Consider the following 16,864-nt stretch of genomic DNA (forward strand, 5'->3'; position numbering starts at 1 on the left):
GCCTCGTGCTCCGCGACGGGCTGGAGCCCTCAGCTGCCGGCTGGGGTCACTGGCCGTAGACGTTCTGGTAGCGGTCGTACAGCCGGTCGATGTCGGCCTGCTCCATCGGCACCGGGGTGCCGAGCTGACGGGCGAAGTGCACCGTGCGGGCGACGTCCTCCAGCATCACGGCGGCCTTCACGGCCTCGCGGGCGCTCGCGCCGATGGTGAACGGGCCGTGGTTGGCCATCAGCACCGCGCGGGAACGGCTGGCGCGCAGCGTCTCCACGATGCCCTGACCGATCGAGTCGTCGCCGATCAGCGCGAACGGGCCCACCGGGATCTCCCCGCCGAACTCGTCGGCCATCATCGTCAGCACGCAGGGGATCGGCTCGCGCCGGGCCGACCAGGCGGTGGCGTAGTCGGAGTGGGTGTGCACCACGCCGCCGATCTCGGGCATGTGCCGGTAGACGTACGCGTGGGCCGCGGTGTCGGAGGAGGGCTTGCGGTCGCCCTCGACCAGGGTCCCGTCGAGATCGCACACGACCATCGCCTCGGGGGTGAGGTCGTCGTACGACACGCCGGACGGCTTGATCACCATCAGGTCGGCGCCGGGAACGCGCGCGGACACGTTGCCCGCCGTCCACACGACGAGGGCGTTGCGGGGGAGTTCGGCGTGCAGCGCGGCGACCTCGGTCTTGAGGCGGTCGACGACGGCGCGCAGCTCGTCGGGCACTCCGTCGGGGGCTGTCGAGCTGGCCGCGGTGGTCTGGGACATGGGTGCCTCCCTGTGCCGGGCTCCGATGCCCGGTCTCGTATCGGTCCGGGACGGAGGCGGCCCCTGCACTTCTTGTCCGGGGGACTGTTCCTCCGCTCATGTGAACGGTAACATTGTCGACGACCGAGGTCCAGTGCACCCCTGTGCAGAACGGGTGTGCCGACGTGACATGCTCGGACCACCGGCCGACCACGCGGCGCCGGCACCAGAACGACCAGGAGGATCAACGATGATCGACCCCACCACCGACCGCGCCCGTGAGGCGATCAGCGCGGGGACGGCAGTGCTCGGCATGGAGCTGGGCTCGACCCGGATCAAGGCCGTGCTGATCGGTCCCGACCACGAGCCGATCGCCGTGGGGAGCCACGCCTGGGAGAACCAGTTCGTCGACCGACGATGGACGTATTCCCTGGACGCCGTGTGGGAGGGTGTGCAGGCCTGCTACGCCGACCTTGCCGCGGACGTCCGGCGCCGCTACGACCTCGAACTGACCGCGCTCGGCGCGATGGGCGTCTCGGCGATGATGCACGGCTACCTCGCCTTCGATGAGGGCGGCGAACTGCTCGTCCCCTTCCGCACGTGGCGCAACACCTCCACCGGGCCGGCCGCGGACGAACTGACCCAGCTCTTCGACTTCCATGTCCCGCAGCGGTGGAGCATCGCTCATCTGCGCCAGGCGATGCTCGACGGCGAGGAACACGTCTCCCGGGTCGCCCAGCTGACCACGCTGGCCGGTTACGTGCACTGGCGCCTGACTGGGCAGCGGGTGCTCGGCGTCGGGGACGCCAGCGGCATGTTCCCGATCGACTCCACCACCGGGTCGTACGTGGCCGCGATGGTCGACCGGTTCGATGAGGTGGCCACCGCCGAGGGAATGCCGTGGCACCTGAGCGACCTGCTGCCGAGGGTGCTGTCGGCCGGTGAGGACGCCGGTGCCCTGACCCCCGAGGGGGCTCTCCTGCTCGACCCGACCGGTGCCCTGCGGCCCGGAGCCCCGCTCTGCCCGCCGGAGGGTGACGCCGGCACCGGCATGGTGGCCACTGGTTCGGTCGCTCCGCTGACCGGCAACGTCAGCGCCGGCACCAGCATCTTCGCGATGGTGGTGCTCGACCACGCGCTGGGTCAGATGCACCCTGAGCTGGACATGGTCACCACCCCCTCCGGCGACCCGGTCGCGATGGTGCACTGCAACAACGGCGCCAGCGAGGTCGACGCTTGGGCCGGGGTCTTCGGCGAGTTCGCGACCGCGCTGGGCGTGCAGGCCGACCCGTCGCAGGTCTTCGGCACGCTGTTTCGGGCGGCGCTCACCGGTGACGCCGACGGTGGCGGCCTGCTGGCCTACAACTTCCTCTCCGGGGAGCACAACGTCGGGCTGGCCGAGGGACGCCCGATGGTCGTCCGCACTCCCGACAGCACCCTCAACCTGGCGAACTTCATGCGCGCCCAGCTCTTCGGCATGCTGGGGACCCTGCGCCTCGGCATGGACGTGCTGACCGGCGAGGGCGTACGGATCACCTCGATGTTCGGCCACGGCGGGTTTTTCCGGACCGAGGGCGTGGGGCAGCGGATCCTCGCCGCGGCCCTCGATGCGCCGGTGACCGTCGGCTCGAGTGCGGGTGAGGGTGGAGCCTGGGGCATCGCCGTGCTGGCGGCCTTCCTGCGCGATCGCGGCGCCGAGGAGTCGCTGCCGGACTACCTGCGGACGAAGGTCTTCGCCGGAGCCCACTTGGCGGCGATGGACCCGGACCCGGCCGACGTCGCCGGCTTCGCGGCATTCATGGAGCGCTTCGAGCGTGGGCTCGAGGTCGAGCGGCTGGCCGTCGAGCGGCTCTGACACACCACGGCTGACACACCACGGCTGACTCCGCAGGGCCGCTACGCGTGAGCCCTGCGGAGCACCGCGGCCTCAGCGCCAGAACTCGGCGAGCTGCTCGGCCCGTGCCAGGCCCTGTCGCTGGCCGGCGCGAGCAGCTGCCGGCCGTAGCGACAGGTCCATGGCGTGGGCGCCGAACAGGTGCTCGGAGTCGGCGTCGGGGAAGATCGTCTCGACCCTGCTGCCGTGCGCTCGCAGGTCGTCCACCTGGGTCGACAGATGCGTGCCCCACTCCTTCGGATGGAGCGACCTGCCACCGAAGGGCGACAGCACCAGCACCCGCGCACACCCGGCCGCCAGATCGGCGTTCTCGGCGTTGGCTCGGTAGCCGCCGTCGATGTAGCGGCCGCCGCCGATCCCGTAGGCGAAGCCGCTGGAACAACTGGCGGCCACGGCGTCCACCAGGTCGATCCCGCTGTGGCGGTCGAACACGACAGGGACGCCGGTACAGGCATCGACTGCGGTGATGAGCAGCGGACGTTCCGGCCAGTGCCGGCTGGGCAGCCGAGCGGCGACGGTCGCGCGCCAGCGTTCCTGCTGGGAGCTGTCCGCCGCGTCCTCCCGCTCGAGCGCCGCCGCGCCCATCCGGCGGCGCAGGTCGGCGGCATCCTCGGCGGCAGCGATGAGGGCTGTCATCCGCTCCAGATGGTCGCTCACCGGGCGAACGCTCCCGCGTCCACCGGAGGATCCTCCCGACCTGGCCGGTGGCTGCTGTGGTGCGGCGGTGAGGATGGCGTCCAGCATTTCGGTGGGGGTCGCGCCGGCGAGCTGCGCCGCGGCCGTTGAGCCGGCCGACGTGCCGATGGTCAGATCGGCGCCGGTCACGTCCAGACCGGCTTCGTACAGACCGGCGACGACGCCGATCAGCCAGGCGTTGCCGGTGGATCCTCCGCCGCCGAGGACCAGTGCGCGTTCGCCGTGGGGCACTCGCCCGGTCGCGTCGACCTGCGGCTTGTTCTGGCCGGGCGTCGGCGCGTGGGAGGTCCCTCGCTCGGGGCTTGTCGAGCCGCCGTGCGGGACAGGAGAAGGTGTGGTGTTCATGGGAGTCGCCTTTCGCGAGGTGCCTGTCGGGCGCTCCCGGTGGCGACTACCTCAGTCGCGCGATCGTGGCCGGCGGGGGAGCACCCACTGCGGAAACTGCGTTCATGGGTCTCACCTCCTACCGATGCATCACGATCGTCGAAAAGTTAGCACGCCGGCGACGCCGTACGCCACTGTCGGCAGGCCGGTGAGGGGCGATCCGCGCACCGCGCACTCGGCGCCACTACAGCACCCGGGTGGACTCCCGGATGACCAGGGTGGGATCGATCCGGCGCGGCATCGCCGGGACGTCCTCGCCGAGCAGTGCGAGCAGCACGGCCACGCCGGCGACACCCAGCGTCTCGAAGTCCTGGTGGACCGTCGTCAGGGGCGGGCGGAAATGTGGGCTCTCCGGGATGTCGTCGAAGCCCACCACGCTGATGTCCTCGGGGATCCGCAGTCCTCGGTCCGAGAGCGCGTGGATCAGCCCCAGCGCCATCTGGTCGTTCGCCGCGAAGACCGCGGTCAGGTCGGGGATCTCCAGCAACTGGTCGGCGGCGGCGTAGCCGGCGTCGGGGCTCCAGTCCCCGCGCACGGGCGTCGGGGTCGCCAGCCCGGCCTGCTCCAGGACGAAGCGCCACTCCGCCTCACGGGCGCAGGAATCGAGCCAGTCCACGGGGCCGGTGACGTGGCCGATGACCTGATGGCCCTGGTCGAGCAGGTGCTGGACCGCGAGCCGGGCGCCCTTGGCCTGGTCGACACCGACGCGGGGGAGCCCGAGGTTGCGGGCCGGGTCGTTCGCCCGGCCGGGGAGCGAACCGAGGAGTACGCAGGAGTCCGGCAGGTCCAGCTGGCCGAGCAGCTCAAGCGTCTCGGTCCTGGGCACGATCACCACCAGCCCCTCGACGTCCTGCCCGGTGAGGAAGTCCACGCCCTCCCGGAAGTCCTCGATCGAATCAGGGGTGACCGTGTACGTCGTGGACGAGTAGCCGGCCTTGCGGGCGGCGACCTCACTGCCGCGGAGCATGCTCACCGGGCCGTAGTGGCTGGAGGATTCGATGATCATCCCGATCCGGCGGGTCCGGCCGTGGGCGAGGGCCCGGGCGACGGCGCTGGGACGATACCCGAGCTCGTCGATGGCGGCCTGGACCCGTTCGCGGGTCTCCGGCCGGATCCGTGGGCTGTCGTTGATCACCCGCGACACCGTCTGGTGCGAGACGCCCGCCACGCGGGCGACGTCGCGCATGCTCGGTGCCCTGCCACCCTCAGCCGGCATCGTACGATCCTCTCCCTGAGCGGGCGGGCCCCGGAGCGTCAGTCGACGCGCCGGGACCCACAGGTTGTTGTCACATTACGCGATACCGGCCGGCGTCGGGCCGCCTCGGAAGGTCGCTTCCAGCTGCAGGCTCCGCTCGAACACCGGCATGGTGGTGTGCTCATCGATCAGCGCGATCTCGACTCCGGCCATCCGAGCGAAGTCGACGAACACCTCCGGGCTGAGCGCGGTGCTCATCACGGTGTGGTGTGCCGCGCCCGAAGCGAGCCACGCGTTCGCCGAGGTGACGAAGTCCGGCAGCGGCTTCCAGAGGGCCCGGCCGACGGGCAGCTGGGGGAGTGCGGCCCGGGGCTCGACCAGGTTGATGGCGTTGGCGATCAGCCGGAAGCGGTTGCGGACATCGACCATCGCCACGACGACGCCCGGGCCCGGATCGGCGGTGAAGACCAGCCGGCACGGATCCTCCTTGCCGCCGATACCCAGCGGGTGGATCTCCAGGGTCGGGCGGGCCGTGGTGAGGTTGGGCGAGACCTCGAGCATGTGCGCACCGAGGATGACCTCGTCACCGGGGGTGAGGTCGTACGTGTAGTCCTCCATCAGGGAGGCGCCGCCGGGCAGCCCGGCACCCATCACCGCGGCGAGGTGGATGAGGATGGCGGTCTTCCAGTCGCCCTCGGCTCCGAACCCGTAGCCGTCGGCCATCAGTCGCTGCACCCCGATGCCGGGCAGCTGGCGCAGCGTGCCGAGGTCCTCGAAGCTGTCGGTGAACGCCTGGAAACCGCCCTCCTCGAGGAAGTCCCGCAGACCCAGCTCCTGCTGGGCGGCGACGCGCAGCGACTCGCGGCGATCGCCGTCGGGCCCGAGCTCGGGGACGACGTCGTAGAGCTCGTCGTACTCGGCGACCAGCGCGTCGATGCGCTCCTCGCTCACCGCGTCGACGCGGGCGATCAGGTCGTTCACCGGCCAGGTGTTGATGGAGGCACCGAAGATGGTCTCCGCCTCGGTCTTGTCACCCTCGGTGACGGCGACGTAGCGCATGTTGTCGCCGAACCGGGCGACCTTCATCCCCTTGAGGGCGGCCAGGCCGGCGGCGGCCCGGGACCAGGCACCGATCTCGGCGGCGACCCGCGGATCGGAGGCGTGGCCGATGACCGACTTCCGCTGCACGCCGAGGCGGGACAGGATGTAGCCGAACTCCCGGTCGCCATGGGCGGACTGGTTGAGGTTCATGAAGTCGAAGTCGAGGTCGGCGTACGGCAGCTCGATGTTCGCCTGGGTGTGCAGGTGCAACAGCGGCTTCTGGAGCGTACGCAGCCCGCGGATCCACATCTTCGCCGGCGAGAACGTGTGCATCCAGGTCATCACGCCGATGACCTCGGGATCGGCGTTCGCCTCGCGGACGGCCGCGACGATGCCCTCGGTGTCCTTGAGGACGGGCTTCCAGATCACCTCGACGGGGATCTGGGTGGCGGCGTTGAGCTGGGCGACGATCGCCTGGGACTGCTCGGCCACGCGCCGCAGCACATCCTCCCCGTACAGCTCCTGACTACCGATCAGGAACCAGACCTTGCGCGTCGACAGATCCGGGATGATGCTACGTCCGGCCATGGGAAATTCCTTCGTCAGTTGGTTGCACCGCGGCCGGTGGTCTCGGCCCGCTCCGTGCGGGCGGCCGTGCCGCAGCGACAGAGGCCGCGAAGGGGCCCGGGATGATGGTCGTGCAGCCAAAAGGACGCGTCGCGGATACCCTCGCCGGGTTGCGACGCATGACTGACTCCCTTGTCCGGACCCTTGCGGGGCCTGCGTCATCTGCGATGTTACCGGTAACATTTTCTGCGAGTCAAGCGTCCTCGAGGGGCTTCGCCACAGAACTGCCGCTGACTCGCCGCCACGGCCGGACACGGGGATGGGTTGCGCCGCGAGGTCATAGGGCAGGCCTATGACCCAATCGAGCAAGGAATACCTGGGTCGCCGCGCCAAAGGCCCCGGCCCACAACGCAGGCGGCAGGCGCTGAGGGTCAGCCGGAAGGAAGCAAGAAACCCCTGGCCGAAGGCATCTGACTTTCATCAAGATGCCCCGGGCCAGGGGTTCCGTTCGTGGCGGGGACAGGATTTGAACCTGCGACCTCTGGGTTATGAGCCCAGCGAGCTACCGAACTGCTCCACCCCGCGTCGGCGACAAGACACCACTGTAGTCCGGATCCGCCGTAGGACCAAACCGGCGGTCTCCGTGGTCCCGGGAGGCTCCCTCGGCCCTATCCCGCTCCGAGGTCGACCGCGAGGATCCGGTCGTCGTCGGGTCCTGGGCTGCCGCGGCCGTCGGTGTTGTCGGTGAGGATCCACAGTCGGCCGTCGGGGGCGGCGGTGACGTCGCGGAGGCGTCCGTACGTGTGGTCGTAGTACGGGGTCGAGGTCGACGGGGCAGCGACTGGGATCGCGCGCAGGACCTGGCCGCGCAGGGTGGCCAGGAACAGCGTCCCGCCGATCCGGGTGAGGCCACTGGGACTCGCATCGCCCGGATGCCATTGCTGGACGGGATCGCGGAAGCCGCGGTCCGTCCCGCCGCGGCCCTCCACCACCGGCCAGCCGTAGTTGCCCCCGGCGACGATGACGTTCAGTTCGTCCCAGGTGTTGAGGCCCAGCTCCGAGGCGAACATCTGCCCGTCCGCGGTCCAGGCGAGGCCCTCCACGTTGCGGTGGCCGTAGCTGTAGACGAGCGAGCCGGGGAAGGGATTGTCATGCGGGACCGTTCCGTCGGGGGTCATCCGCAGGATCTTGCCGCCGAGCGAGCCGAGGTCCTGGGCCAGGGCGCCGTTCCCGGTGTCCCCGACGCCCGCGTACAGCATGCCGTCGGGCCCGAACGCGAGGCGGCCGCCGTTGTGGATCGCGCCGGACGGGAGGTGGTCCAGGAGAGTCTGTGCCGGCCCCAGCCCGTACGATCCCGGCGTCCCGGTGAGCCCGAAACGCTGGATCCGGTTGCCATTTGGGCCCGTCGAGTATGCATAGAGCCGGTTCTGGCTGTCGACGGCGAGCCCCAGCAGCCCGCCCTCACCACCGTGCACCACGCCGGGAACGCTGCCGACCTCGCGGTGCGACCCGTCGGTGAGGAGCTCGACGATGCGGCCCGAGTCCCGTTCGCTCACCAGGGCGGTCCGCCCTGCGAAGGCGATCGACCACGGCGACTGCAGGCGGGAGGCGATCACCTGGGGCTCGCCGCGTGGTGCCTCGGCGGTCGTGCTTTCCGGTGCGGGCGTGGAGGGTGCCCCGGGCGTGGTGCAGCCGACGAGGAACACGATCAGGGCGACGACCAGGAAGGCGGCCGCCCTGACCCCCGGGCGGACCGACCTACGCGATCGAATCGTCATGCTTGGAGTATGGGCCGGGCGGTCACCCCCTGGGGAGTCAGATGCGGCTCAGAAGACGAGCACCTTGTCGGGCGCCAGGACGTGCCACCCCGGGCGGGCTACCGCTTCGCCCTGCCGGCCCGGTCGTCGCTGCGCTCCGCTGTGCGGGGGCGGTCAGTTCTGCGCTCCGGTGCGGTCTCGGTCTCCTCCGGCGAGGAGTCCGCTGCCTGCTCGGCGTGCTGGAGCCGCAGGTCGCGACCGGTCGCCTGGAGCCGGTCCCGGGTCGCCTTCATCTTCTCGACCATCCGGGTGTCGCGCGGGGGCAGCAGGATGTTCGACTCGGCCTCGATGCCGCCCTGCAGTTCGCGCGCCCGTTCCACCTCCGCGTCCACCTCGGCCCCGAGCAGCAGCATGATGTTGAACATCCAGAGCACCAGCATCAGCGCCATGACCGAGCCGATCGCTCCGTAGGAGCTGTAGGCGGCGAACTGGGTGAGGTAGATCGACAACAGCACTCCGGTCACCGCGATGCCCACGATCGCCACGCCGGAGCCGAGGCTGACCCACTTGAACTTCGGCTGGCGCACGTTGGGGGTGAAGTAGTAGAGCACGGCGACCATCACGACCACCAGGATCAGGATCACCGGCCACTTCACCCAGGCCCAGATCGGCAGGAAGGTGCCCATCAGGAAGTTCAGGGTCCCGGTCAGGCCCAGCGGTGCCGCGATGGGCCCCAGTACTCCGGCGACCAGGGTCTGGTTCGCGGCGAGGGCGATCAGGATGAGGACGATCCCGATCAGCATGACCAGCGTGGTCAGGAGCATCGTGCCGGTCTGCTTCACCAGGCTGCGGCCCTCTACCCGCCCGTAGACGGTGTTCATGCAGCGGGAGAACGCCTTGACGTAGGCAGAGGCCGACCACAGGGCGACGGCGGTACCGATGATGAGGGCGATCACGCCGCCGGAGGACGACCCCGTGATGCTCTGCACCAGATCCCCCACCTGCCCCTGGTACTTCGGCGGCACGTACTGCTGGACCAGGCGGTCCACTGCGGTGGTCACCGTGCCGGCGTTGTTGCTCAGGACCAGGGAGATGATGGAGAAGGTCGCCAGCAGCGCGGGGGCCAGGGACAGGACGGTGTAGTAGGTGAGCATGGCGGCCAGGTCCGGTCCGCCGTCGCTCAGGAATTCCCTGCCGGCGCGCTTCGCCGCGTACTTCCGGCTGGGGCCGGTAAGGCGGTGCGGCGTCGGCGGCTTTTCCTTGGCATCCGGGGGCGGTGCATCCGAAGCGCCGAGGGTCAGGTCGATGAAGTCGTTGGGTGGCACTGGAGTTACCTCTCGTCGTCCTGGCGCTGTGTGGTGGGGATCGGGCGTTCTCTCGGTCAGGGCCAACTGCGGTCCCTTTGGTGCGACGGGCACTCCTGCCTTACCCAGTCCCTCCGGGTGCATACCTGTCCAGACTGGTTGAGGGCTGGGAGGGGTGCCGAGGCACGCCGGTGGTCTCTTGACCGAGAAGGAAGGGTAGCCTAACCTAATTCTCAGGAACAGCGTGTATGGCCGGTTGTCCGGCCGTTCCTCCGCGTGCAGTTGGTGTGTGGTTTCTCGACGGTGGGGGGTCGGGATGACGTCCTCAGGACCTGCTTCAGGGCCGGCGGCGTCGCCGAGCGCCTGTATCGCCGATCAGCCTCGGGGCCCACCGATCACGGGCCAACGTGTCCACCGCAGTTGCGAGCCGGCATGCCGTCGTCACCGAGACGCTTGGGGGGTCCCGGCGTCGAGGGTCCTGCTCGTCAGGCATTCCCCCTGCTCCGGCGGAACCCAGAGTTCCGCGACGTTTTCTCCGATGTCGTCCCGTGTCAGAGGCATCCGTAGGGCGGCATCATCGCGCGGGTCCGGTTGGAAACTCCCATGTCCAAGAAGTTCATCAAGCTCCTCACCTCACTCTTCGTCGCCCTGGTCGCGACGCTCAGCTTCTCCGCGACGGCCGCTTACGCGGACAGCCCGCACTACGTCAAGGGACCGACTGCCACGGTCAGCGGCAACAGTCTCGTCGTCGCCTGGAAGGCGGCGGGACTGGGCAACGCCCAGTACGCCGACTTCACCCTCACCGGCACCGTCACCGCGACGGCCCAGTGCTTCACCAAGAGCGGTAACCCTGTGAATGGGGTTCCCAAGAGCGACACCACCAGCGTCAACGCGTCGGGGACCTTCCCCGTGCGCAACGGCCAGGTGACCGGCTCCTTCACGGTGTCCCCGCTCACCACGCTCAAGTGCACTGGTAATCAGCAAGTGCGCATCCTCAGCGTGTCGTACGACCTGTATCTCAACGGTGCCGGATTGCCGCAGGTCCACCTGGTCTCCTGATCCGCAGTGCCCCATCCCCTGGGTCGGCCAACTGGTCTCGTTCTCGAGACCAATGGCCGGCCCCTTCGCGTCGGGCTCCGCGTCGATGACCCCCACCATGATCGGGCAGGACAATGGTGAGCAGAGTCACCGACACTGACGCGCCCGGCCTCCGCATCGGTGACAAGGAAGGGATCAGCAATGACCCAGAAGCAGCCCCTCATGGGGGACGATCGGACGGTCCTGGTCGTCGGGGCGACCGGCGACGTCGGCGGCAAGGTTGTCCGTGCCCTGTTGACCCGGGACACGACCCTCCGGGCGCTCGTACGGCCGACGACCGATGCCAGCACCCTGGAGGCGCTCGGTGTCCGGATCGCCCGCGGCGACATGCTGGACCTCGAGTCACTGGTGGCGGCGATGACCGGAGTGGACGCAGTGGTGACGACGGCGGCCGGCTACACCCGCCGGCTTCCGAACGCGCTCGAGGTCGACACCGTCGGCCAGGCGAACCTGGCCGAGGCCGCTGCTCGGACAGGGGTCCGCCGGTTCGTGCAGACCAGCATCCTGACCTGCGACCAGACACCGGACGTCCCCCACTTCTGGCACAAGAAGCTGGCCGAGGACGCGCTGGAATCCCGCGGCGTGCCGTTCGTCGCGCTGCGGCCGGGAGCGTTCCTGGACAACTTCACCCGTTACGGCGGGGATCCGTTCGCGTCCGGTCGGTTGGCGCCGATGGGGCCGGTCTCGACGCCGATGACGTACGTCCTCATCGCCGACCTGGCCCGCTATCTGGCGGAGGCCGTCGACGTTCCCGGGGTGGAGGGGGAGCGAATCGACATCGGCTGGACCAGGCCGGTCACCGTCGAGGAGGTCGCCCGGATCGCCTCCGACCTCCTCGGGCGGCAGATCGAGGTCGGTGGTGCTCCCGATGCTGGTCGTACGCCCGGCAGCGGGGTCGGGGACGAGCGTTTCCGGTCCATGGATGCGGACATGAGGGCGATGGTCGAGTGGTTCGGGTCGGGGAGGTATGTGGCCGACACGACCCGGCAGGGGGAGGTCTTCGAGCATGTGCCGACGCCCGAGGACGCGATAGCCAGGTTCCTGACCGGTCTGGGGCACACGGTTCAGCGCTGACGTCTCTGTGAGACCCTGCGGCGTCAGGGCCGTCAGCGTGTCGCGGCTGTGGCCGTGTTGTCAGTCGAGGAAGGCGTCCGGGACAAGGTCCTCCTCGGCGACGCCGGGGGAGTAGCGGGACAGATCGGTGATCCCTGCCTCGGCCAGCACGTCCTCGACCAGCAGCGTCCGGCCGGTCTGGCGGAGCGGATCGGTGAGAACGAGGTAGGCGGCGTCGGCATAGATGTCCGGTGTCCGGCTGTGCCGCAGTACCTCATCGCCACCCAGCAGGTTGGCCACGGCGGCCGTGCGGATGGTCGTGCGCGGCCACAGGCAGTTGGCTCTCACTCCGGCGTGCTCGAACTCGGCAGCCAGTCCGAGCGTGGCGAGGGTCATGCCGTACTTGGAGATCATGTAGCCGGGATAGGCGCCGAGCCAGTGTGGGCTGAGGTTGAGTGGTGGGGAGAGGCTGAGGATCTGGGGGTGCTCGGCCTTCAGCAAGTGGGGGAGTGCGGCACGGGAGAGTTGGAAGGTACCGCGGACGTTGATGTCCTGCATCAGGTCGTAGCGCTTGGGGTTGAGCTCGAGCGAGCCGGACAGGTCAATGGCGCTGGCGTTGTTGATGACGATGTCGATGCCGCCGAACTCGGTGACCGTCGCGTCCACGGCTCGGGCGATCGCCTCGTCGTTACGTACGTCCCCGACGATCGGCAGGGCTCGGCCGCCCGCGTCCCGGATGGCAGCGGCAGCGGTCTGGATCGTGCCCTCGAGGCGAGGGTGCGGTCGGTCGGTCTTGGCCAGCAGGGCGATATTGGCGCCGTCTTGAGCGGCGCGGAGGGCGATGGCGAGGCCGATGCCACGGCTGCCGCCCGACATCAGGAGCGTACGCCCGGCGAGTGTCTCGGTCATGGCATCTCCCTTGCCTGTGGATCAGCGTGGCGACGGCTCCCTCTCACCATTCATAGTGCCCCGCGGAACCCCTGCGGTCGGCAATCGGCCCACGTGACCCCCGCATCTCAAGCCTTCCCACGGGGCGCCCAAGTTCTTGAGCACACGATGAAGCTGCAGAGGGCGACCTGTGAAGGAATGGGTAGATCGCCATTGCGATGAAAGAGACTGTCAGAATAACTGTGTGTAGGGGCCCGGTCTGATCAGAGAGGAGATGGCCATGTCGGACCCGACCGGAGCAGACCGGAGGAAATGATCGATGTCGGCGGCAATCGATCCCGTGCCCGGGGCGATCATCGATCAGACCGGCTTGGCCTTGCTGCTCGCGCAGGCCAGGGATACGGGCGTGAGATTCGACAATCTCGCGGGGCCGAACAGCGAACCGAGGTGACGAGAATCAGTCGGTCCCGATGAGCTGCAGCATTCGGGTACGGTCCGTTGTGTACGTGATCGTTAACTCACCAACAGAAAGCACGTCCCCCTCGAACAGCGTCCCCGTTGCCCGCTCCACTCCAGACGAGGCGCGCACGGAGACTCCCATCTGCCCGTCGGCCCCCTTGGCAGGAAGCAGACCGATCGATGCCAAGCCGTCGCCAAGATTCAAGGACGACTTGCGGCCGCTGAGCAAGCGCTCGTCGACCACCGCGCCATTTCGCAGGAGCGAGAGTGTGCCTGTCATGCGCGGGCGGGTTGCCAGCCAGCCTCCCCATGCGCCGCCGATCAGCACCATCACGACGACCCCGATGCCGCCCACGCGAACGAGCGGGCTATCCATGACCGCTCCGGCCTCCGCGGTGGCATTGGGGGAGACGGTGAGACTCAGGCGGGAAGGCTTGACATCTGCCTTCCATGTAAGTCCCAGATCATTCGTGATCACGTGCTGCCAGGGGCTGCCGACCTTCCCCATGACCTGCAGGGAGACTATGCCACGAAGCTGTGCGGAAGCGCTCAACTGCACGTCCGCCTTAACGGTTCCACCGGCGGGAATGTCGAGGGATCCTGGGACACCGGTAACTGTGACGGCTGGATTGGGCTCCGACGTGATGGCCAGATCCGTCACCTGGACGGGTACAACATTGTTGGCGTTGTGAAGGGTCAGTGTCGCGGAGCCACTGGAGAGTTCCAGGGGCTGGTCGATAGACACGTTGACCGACTCTGCGAGATGGTCCTGCAATTGGCTGACGGCGGCCGCCTTCATTACATCTGTCGATACCTGTGGCAGGAAGGTGCCCAGCTCGGACGATGACACGTCCTTGACGTTGGAGAACACCTGCTTGAGAACGGCGGCATCGGTGTTCGATGTCAGCGCGATCGCCAGGGGGCGATGTCGTGACTGTCCTGCAGCTTGACAGCTCGTTGCTTCAGTGGCCCCCAGCCGGATGAGTTGACCGTTGCATACGGAGACGACGGATTGGTGTCTATCTGGCCGTCCGTGAAGAGCAGCACTGCGCCCCGCTTCTTGATCTCTCCCCGCTCCATGACATCGAGGGCGGTGGCGAGGGCAGCACCGATGTCCGTGGCCTGACCTGTGGGGGCGGCTGGCAGCGAGGATATGCTGCCCTGCCTGTCGGATCCCAGAGCGGTGAGCGATCGTCGGACCTGGGGCGTCGAGTCGAAGGTGATGAGGGCGACTCGATCGTCTGGGCCGAGAGCCTTGACCATGTCCGAGAGTCCAGACCGTACGCGCTGGTAACGACCTTGGTCCGTCATGGACGCGGAAGTGTCCACGATCACGACGTAGTCGGCGGGCTCCTGTTTCACCGACAGGGCGGTCAACACGTCCTGGAGGGATGACTGCTCGGGCGCCGCCAAAGCTGGAATGGGGCCGAAGAGCACCACGGCCACCAGCAGCGGCAGGAGGAGGGCGGCCGTGATCGATCGGGCGATCCGACGTCGCTGTGCCTGACGTCTCATGCTCCGTACCCCCTGACAAACCGACGTTGGCGGCAGGCTAGCAGGCCGAGGGGGAGCCGCCTGTCGGCGACGGTCGAATTCTGGGCCGGTTTCAAACCGCTGGTCCGCCGCGGACATACGCGACCTGTCCGCTCGCGGCGACCTTGGCGCTCCGATGTGAGTCCAGGACAACCTCCAGGTCGATGCTTTCAGATGACTACGAGTACGTCATCGGTCCTGCCTCGGACAGGGACACCATCGACCCGGCGGTACTGGACACCGTCACCGGCGCGCCCGCGCACATAGGGCCTCGGCGGACCCAACGGGTGTGCGCGGTTGATCGCTGCGGTTGCCGCCCACGCCCCGGGTGGGGTCTGGGTAAGGAAACGAACTGGGGGTCTCGCGGCTGGGCTGGCCGACCCATTGACCAGGTCCGGTGGGAACGGCCGCAGTCGATCACGGGATAACCACCCTGAGGTATGCAGTCGATCACTGCCCCGACCCGGTTCCTCACGGAAGGCTCGAGGGGGTTCCAATCGGTTCTCCCCGGTCGAACGACAGAAGCAGCATCATTCTGCACTTTCGGTTGGGAACATCCATGTCCACCGAAATTCCGTACAGCTCATCAACTCTCTCTTTGTGGCCCGCAGCGCGAGGTACGAATTCGCCGCGACCGCGGCCTAAGCGGGCTCTTCGCAGTTGAGGGTGTAGGTGCGCACTGAACTGGGGCCGACTCTGGGACATGGGCGTGAAGAAGGGCCCTGGGTTGGAAGATGGAGGTTCTCTACGCCGTCATCGCCAAGCCCAAGGCCCGTATGTCCCAGCCTACGTCACCCCTGTCCACTCCTTGCCTGGACGAGTTCTGCCGCCTCGATCGTCTCGGCCTGACGGTGGTCGGCCAGCAGGTCGCTCCCGACCACACCGTTCTGGTCTGCCACGTCGTCGCGCCCGGTGACGTGTGTCCCGCGTGCGGGCAACGCGGGACTGCCCGCGACATGGTGACCCGCCGACTGGCGCATGTCCCGTTCGGCTGGTGGCCGACGATCCTGCACGTGCGGGTGCGCCGCTACCGGTGCTCGCAGTGCCGCAAGGTGTGGCGCCAGGACCTGCGGCCGGCCGCCTCGGCGCGGGCGAAGCTGTCGCGTGACGCGGTGACGTGGGCCTTGCGCGCGTTGGTGATCGATCGGATGTCGGTCGCCCGGATCGCCCAGGCGCTGGGCGTGGCGTGGAACACCGCGAACAAGGCCGTCCTCGCCGCAGGCCGCCAGCTGTTGATCGCCGACCCTGCCCGTCTGGGCGGGGTGGAGGTGATCGGGGTCGATGAGCACGTGTGGCGCCACACCCGCCACGGCGAGCGCTACGTCACGGTGATCATCGACCTGACCCCGATCCGTGACCACACGGGCCCGGCGCGCCTCCTCGACATGGTCGAGGGACGTTCGAAGAAGGTGTTCAAGGCCTGGCTCGCCGACCAGACCGCAGCGTTCCGCGCCCGGGTGGAGGTCGTCGCGATGGACGGGTTCACTGGCTTCAAGACCGCCGCTGTCGAGGAACTGCCCGACGCGGCGGAGGTGATGGACCCCTTCCACGTCGTCGCCCTCGCCGGAGACAAGCTCGACCAGACCAGACAGCGGATCCAGCAGGCCACCCGCGGGCATCGGGGCCGGTCGGGTGACCCGCTCTACGGCATCCGCCGGGCGTTGCGGACCAGCGCCGGCCTGCTCACCGACAGGCAGATTGCCCGGATCGGAGCGGTGTTCGCCGACGACGCCCACGTCGCCGTCGAGGCCACCTGGGGCGTCTACCAGCGGGTGATCGAGGCCTACCGACAGCCGTCACGGGCCGACGGCAAGCAGATGATGACAGCGCTGATCGCCTCGATCTCCCACGGGGTCCCGAAGGCGTTGGGTGAGGTGATCACGCTGGGACGGACACTGAAACGCCGCCGCACCGACATCTTGGCCTACTTCGACCATCCCGGCACCTCGAACGGGCCGACGGAGGCGATCAACGGCCGACTGGAACACCTACGCGGCACCGCCCTCGGCTTCCGGAACCTTGTCCACTACCGGCTACGAGCACTGCTCGACACCGGGGGCTTCAGACCCCGACTCCACTCTCTTTTGTGAAGAGCCCCTAAGCGGCCACCCGACGAGGCCAATGGCCGACGGGCACGGTCAGCGGCAACAGTCTCGTCGATCGCCTCAGGCTGGTCGTGCAGGCCAAGACTACGACACGGCTTCGGTGAAAATGAAGTCCGGGGGCTCGGGGTTCCATTGGTGCGTACCACATGCCCGC

General features: G+C 68.6%; 14 protein-coding genes and 1 tRNA gene. 5 read left to right on the plus strand and 10 right to left on the minus strand.

The window, feature by feature from the left end; all coding sequences use genetic code 11:
• Positions 1–46 precede the first annotated feature (46 nt).
• Entirely contained in the window at positions 47–757 is a 711-nt protein-coding gene (locus Rai3103_RS12115; RefSeq protein ID WP_153572811.1) for an L-ribulose-5-phosphate 4-epimerase, read from the minus strand.
• A gap of 229 nt (positions 758–986) precedes the next feature.
• Between Rai3103_RS12115 and Rai3103_RS12120 the strand changes: the two genes are divergently transcribed.
• Positions 987–2,591, plus strand: a complete 1,605-nt coding sequence (locus Rai3103_RS12120) for a xylulokinase (RefSeq protein ID WP_153572812.1) — start codon at positions 987–989, stop codon at positions 2,589–2,591.
• A 72-nt stretch (positions 2,592–2,663) separates the two neighbouring features.
• On the opposite strand, the gene Rai3103_RS12125 is transcribed toward Rai3103_RS12120, so the two are convergent.
• From Rai3103_RS12125 to Rai3103_RS12150, 6 genes are all read right to left on the minus strand, one after another.
• On the minus strand, positions 2,664–3,671 hold the full coding sequence (locus Rai3103_RS12125; protein WP_153572813.1) for a patatin-like phospholipase family protein: 1,008 nt from the start codon (positions 3,669–3,671) through the stop codon (positions 2,664–2,666).
• A 223-nt stretch (positions 3,672–3,894) separates the two neighbouring features.
• Positions 3,895–4,926 carry a LacI family DNA-binding transcriptional regulator gene (locus Rai3103_RS12130; protein WP_153572814.1) on the minus strand — a complete coding sequence of 344 codons (1,032 nt, stop codon included), beginning with the start codon at positions 4,924–4,926 and terminating at the stop codon, positions 3,895–3,897.
• 75 nt (positions 4,927–5,001) lie between these two features.
• Positions 5,002–6,534 carry an L-arabinose isomerase gene (gene araA, locus Rai3103_RS12135; protein WP_153572815.1) on the minus strand — a complete coding sequence of 511 codons (1,533 nt, stop codon included), beginning with the start codon at positions 6,532–6,534 and terminating at the stop codon, positions 5,002–5,004.
• A 490-nt stretch (positions 6,535–7,024) separates the two neighbouring features.
• Positions 7,025–7,098: transfer RNA gene (locus Rai3103_RS12140), tRNA-Met, on the minus strand.
• Positions 7,099–7,181: 83 nt separating this feature from the next.
• Entirely contained in the window at positions 7,182–8,291 is a 1,110-nt protein-coding gene (locus tag Rai3103_RS12145) for a PQQ-dependent sugar dehydrogenase (protein ID WP_153572816.1), read from the minus strand.
• Positions 8,292–8,389: 98 nt separating this feature from the next.
• Entirely contained in the window at positions 8,390–9,595 is a 1,206-nt protein-coding gene (locus tag Rai3103_RS12150; RefSeq protein ID WP_153572817.1) for a YihY/virulence factor BrkB family protein, read from the minus strand.
• Positions 9,596–10,177: 582 nt separating this feature from the next.
• Here Rai3103_RS12150 and Rai3103_RS12155 point away from each other — a divergent pair.
• Both Rai3103_RS12155 and Rai3103_RS12160 read left to right on the plus strand, forming a co-directional pair.
• On the plus strand, positions 10,178–10,633 hold the full coding sequence (locus tag Rai3103_RS12155; RefSeq protein ID WP_153572818.1) for a hypothetical protein: 456 nt from the start codon (positions 10,178–10,180) through the stop codon (positions 10,631–10,633).
• 180 nt (positions 10,634–10,813) lie between these two features.
• On the plus strand, positions 10,814–11,746 hold the full coding sequence (locus Rai3103_RS12160) for an SDR family oxidoreductase (RefSeq protein WP_228488891.1): 933 nt from the start codon (positions 10,814–10,816) through the stop codon (positions 11,744–11,746).
• A 60-nt stretch (positions 11,747–11,806) separates the two neighbouring features.
• Here the strand turns inward: Rai3103_RS12160 and Rai3103_RS12165 are convergent, their stop codons facing one another.
• Positions 11,807–12,634, minus strand: a complete 828-nt coding sequence (locus tag Rai3103_RS12165; protein WP_153572819.1) for an SDR family oxidoreductase — start codon at positions 12,632–12,634, stop codon at positions 11,807–11,809.
• 298 nt (positions 12,635–12,932) lie between these two features.
• Here Rai3103_RS12165 and Rai3103_RS18575 point away from each other — a divergent pair, with 298 nt between their 5' ends.
• A complete protein-coding gene (locus tag Rai3103_RS18575) occupies positions 12,933–13,064 on the plus strand; it encodes a hypothetical protein (RefSeq protein ID WP_277872972.1) in 132 nt (43 codons plus the stop codon).
• A gap of 6 nt (positions 13,065–13,070) precedes the next feature.
• On the opposite strand, the gene Rai3103_RS12170 is transcribed toward Rai3103_RS18575, so the two are convergent.
• A complete protein-coding gene (locus tag Rai3103_RS12170; RefSeq protein WP_153572820.1) occupies positions 13,071–13,943 on the minus strand; it encodes a hypothetical protein in 873 nt (290 codons plus the stop codon).
• 32 nt (positions 13,944–13,975) lie between these two features.
• A complete protein-coding gene (locus Rai3103_RS12175) occupies positions 13,976–14,587 on the minus strand; it encodes a vWA domain-containing protein (protein WP_194793116.1) in 612 nt (203 codons plus the stop codon).
• A gap of 794 nt (positions 14,588–15,381) precedes the next feature.
• Here Rai3103_RS12175 and Rai3103_RS12180 point away from each other — a divergent pair.
• On the plus strand, positions 15,382–16,695 hold the full coding sequence (locus tag Rai3103_RS12180; protein ID WP_153573528.1) for an ISL3 family transposase: 1,314 nt from the start codon (positions 15,382–15,384) through the stop codon (positions 16,693–16,695).
• Positions 16,696–16,864: the final 169 nt, after the last annotated feature.

It is taken from the genome of Raineyella fluvialis, from assembly GCF_009646095.1.
Classification (GTDB): Bacteria; Actinomycetota; Actinomycetes; order Propionibacteriales; family Propionibacteriaceae; genus Raineyella; species Raineyella fluvialis.

Bases quoted from the DNA above. Each gene is read 5' to 3' on its own strand.
- Rai3103_RS12115 (WP_153572811.1), bottom strand. From the start codon at position 757: ATGTCCCAGACCACCGCGGCCAGCTCGACAGCCCCCGACGGAGTGCCC.
- Rai3103_RS12120 (WP_153572812.1), top strand. From the start codon at position 987: ATGATCGACCCCACCACCGACCGCGCCCGTGAGGCGATCAGCGCGGGG.
- Rai3103_RS12125 (WP_153572813.1), bottom strand. From the start codon at position 3,671: ATGAACACCACACCTTCTCCTGTCCCGCACGGCGGCTCGACAAGCCCC.
- Rai3103_RS12130 (WP_153572814.1), bottom strand. From the start codon at position 4,926: ATGCCGGCTGAGGGTGGCAGGGCACCGAGCATGCGCGACGTCGCCCGC.
- araA (WP_153572815.1), bottom strand. From the start codon at position 6,534: ATGGCCGGACGTAGCATCATCCCGGATCTGTCGACGCGCAAGGTCTGG.
- Rai3103_RS12145 (WP_153572816.1), bottom strand. From the start codon at position 8,291: ATGACGATTCGATCGCGTAGGTCGGTCCGCCCGGGGGTCAGGGCGGCC.
- Rai3103_RS12155 (WP_153572818.1), top strand. From the start codon at position 10,178: ATGTCCAAGAAGTTCATCAAGCTCCTCACCTCACTCTTCGTCGCCCTG.
- Rai3103_RS12160 (WP_228488891.1), top strand. From the start codon at position 10,814: ATGACCCAGAAGCAGCCCCTCATGGGGGACGATCGGACGGTCCTGGTC.
- Rai3103_RS12165 (WP_153572819.1), bottom strand. From the start codon at position 12,634: ATGACCGAGACACTCGCCGGGCGTACGCTCCTGATGTCGGGCGGCAGC.
- Rai3103_RS18575 (WP_277872972.1), top strand. From the start codon at position 12,933: ATGTCGGCGGCAATCGATCCCGTGCCCGGGGCGATCATCGATCAGACC.
- Rai3103_RS12175 (WP_194793116.1), bottom strand. From the start codon at position 14,587: ATGAGACGTCAGGCACAGCGACGTCGGATCGCCCGATCGATCACGGCC.
- Rai3103_RS12180 (WP_153573528.1), top strand. From the start codon at position 15,382: ATGTCCCAGCCTACGTCACCCCTGTCCACTCCTTGCCTGGACGAGTTC.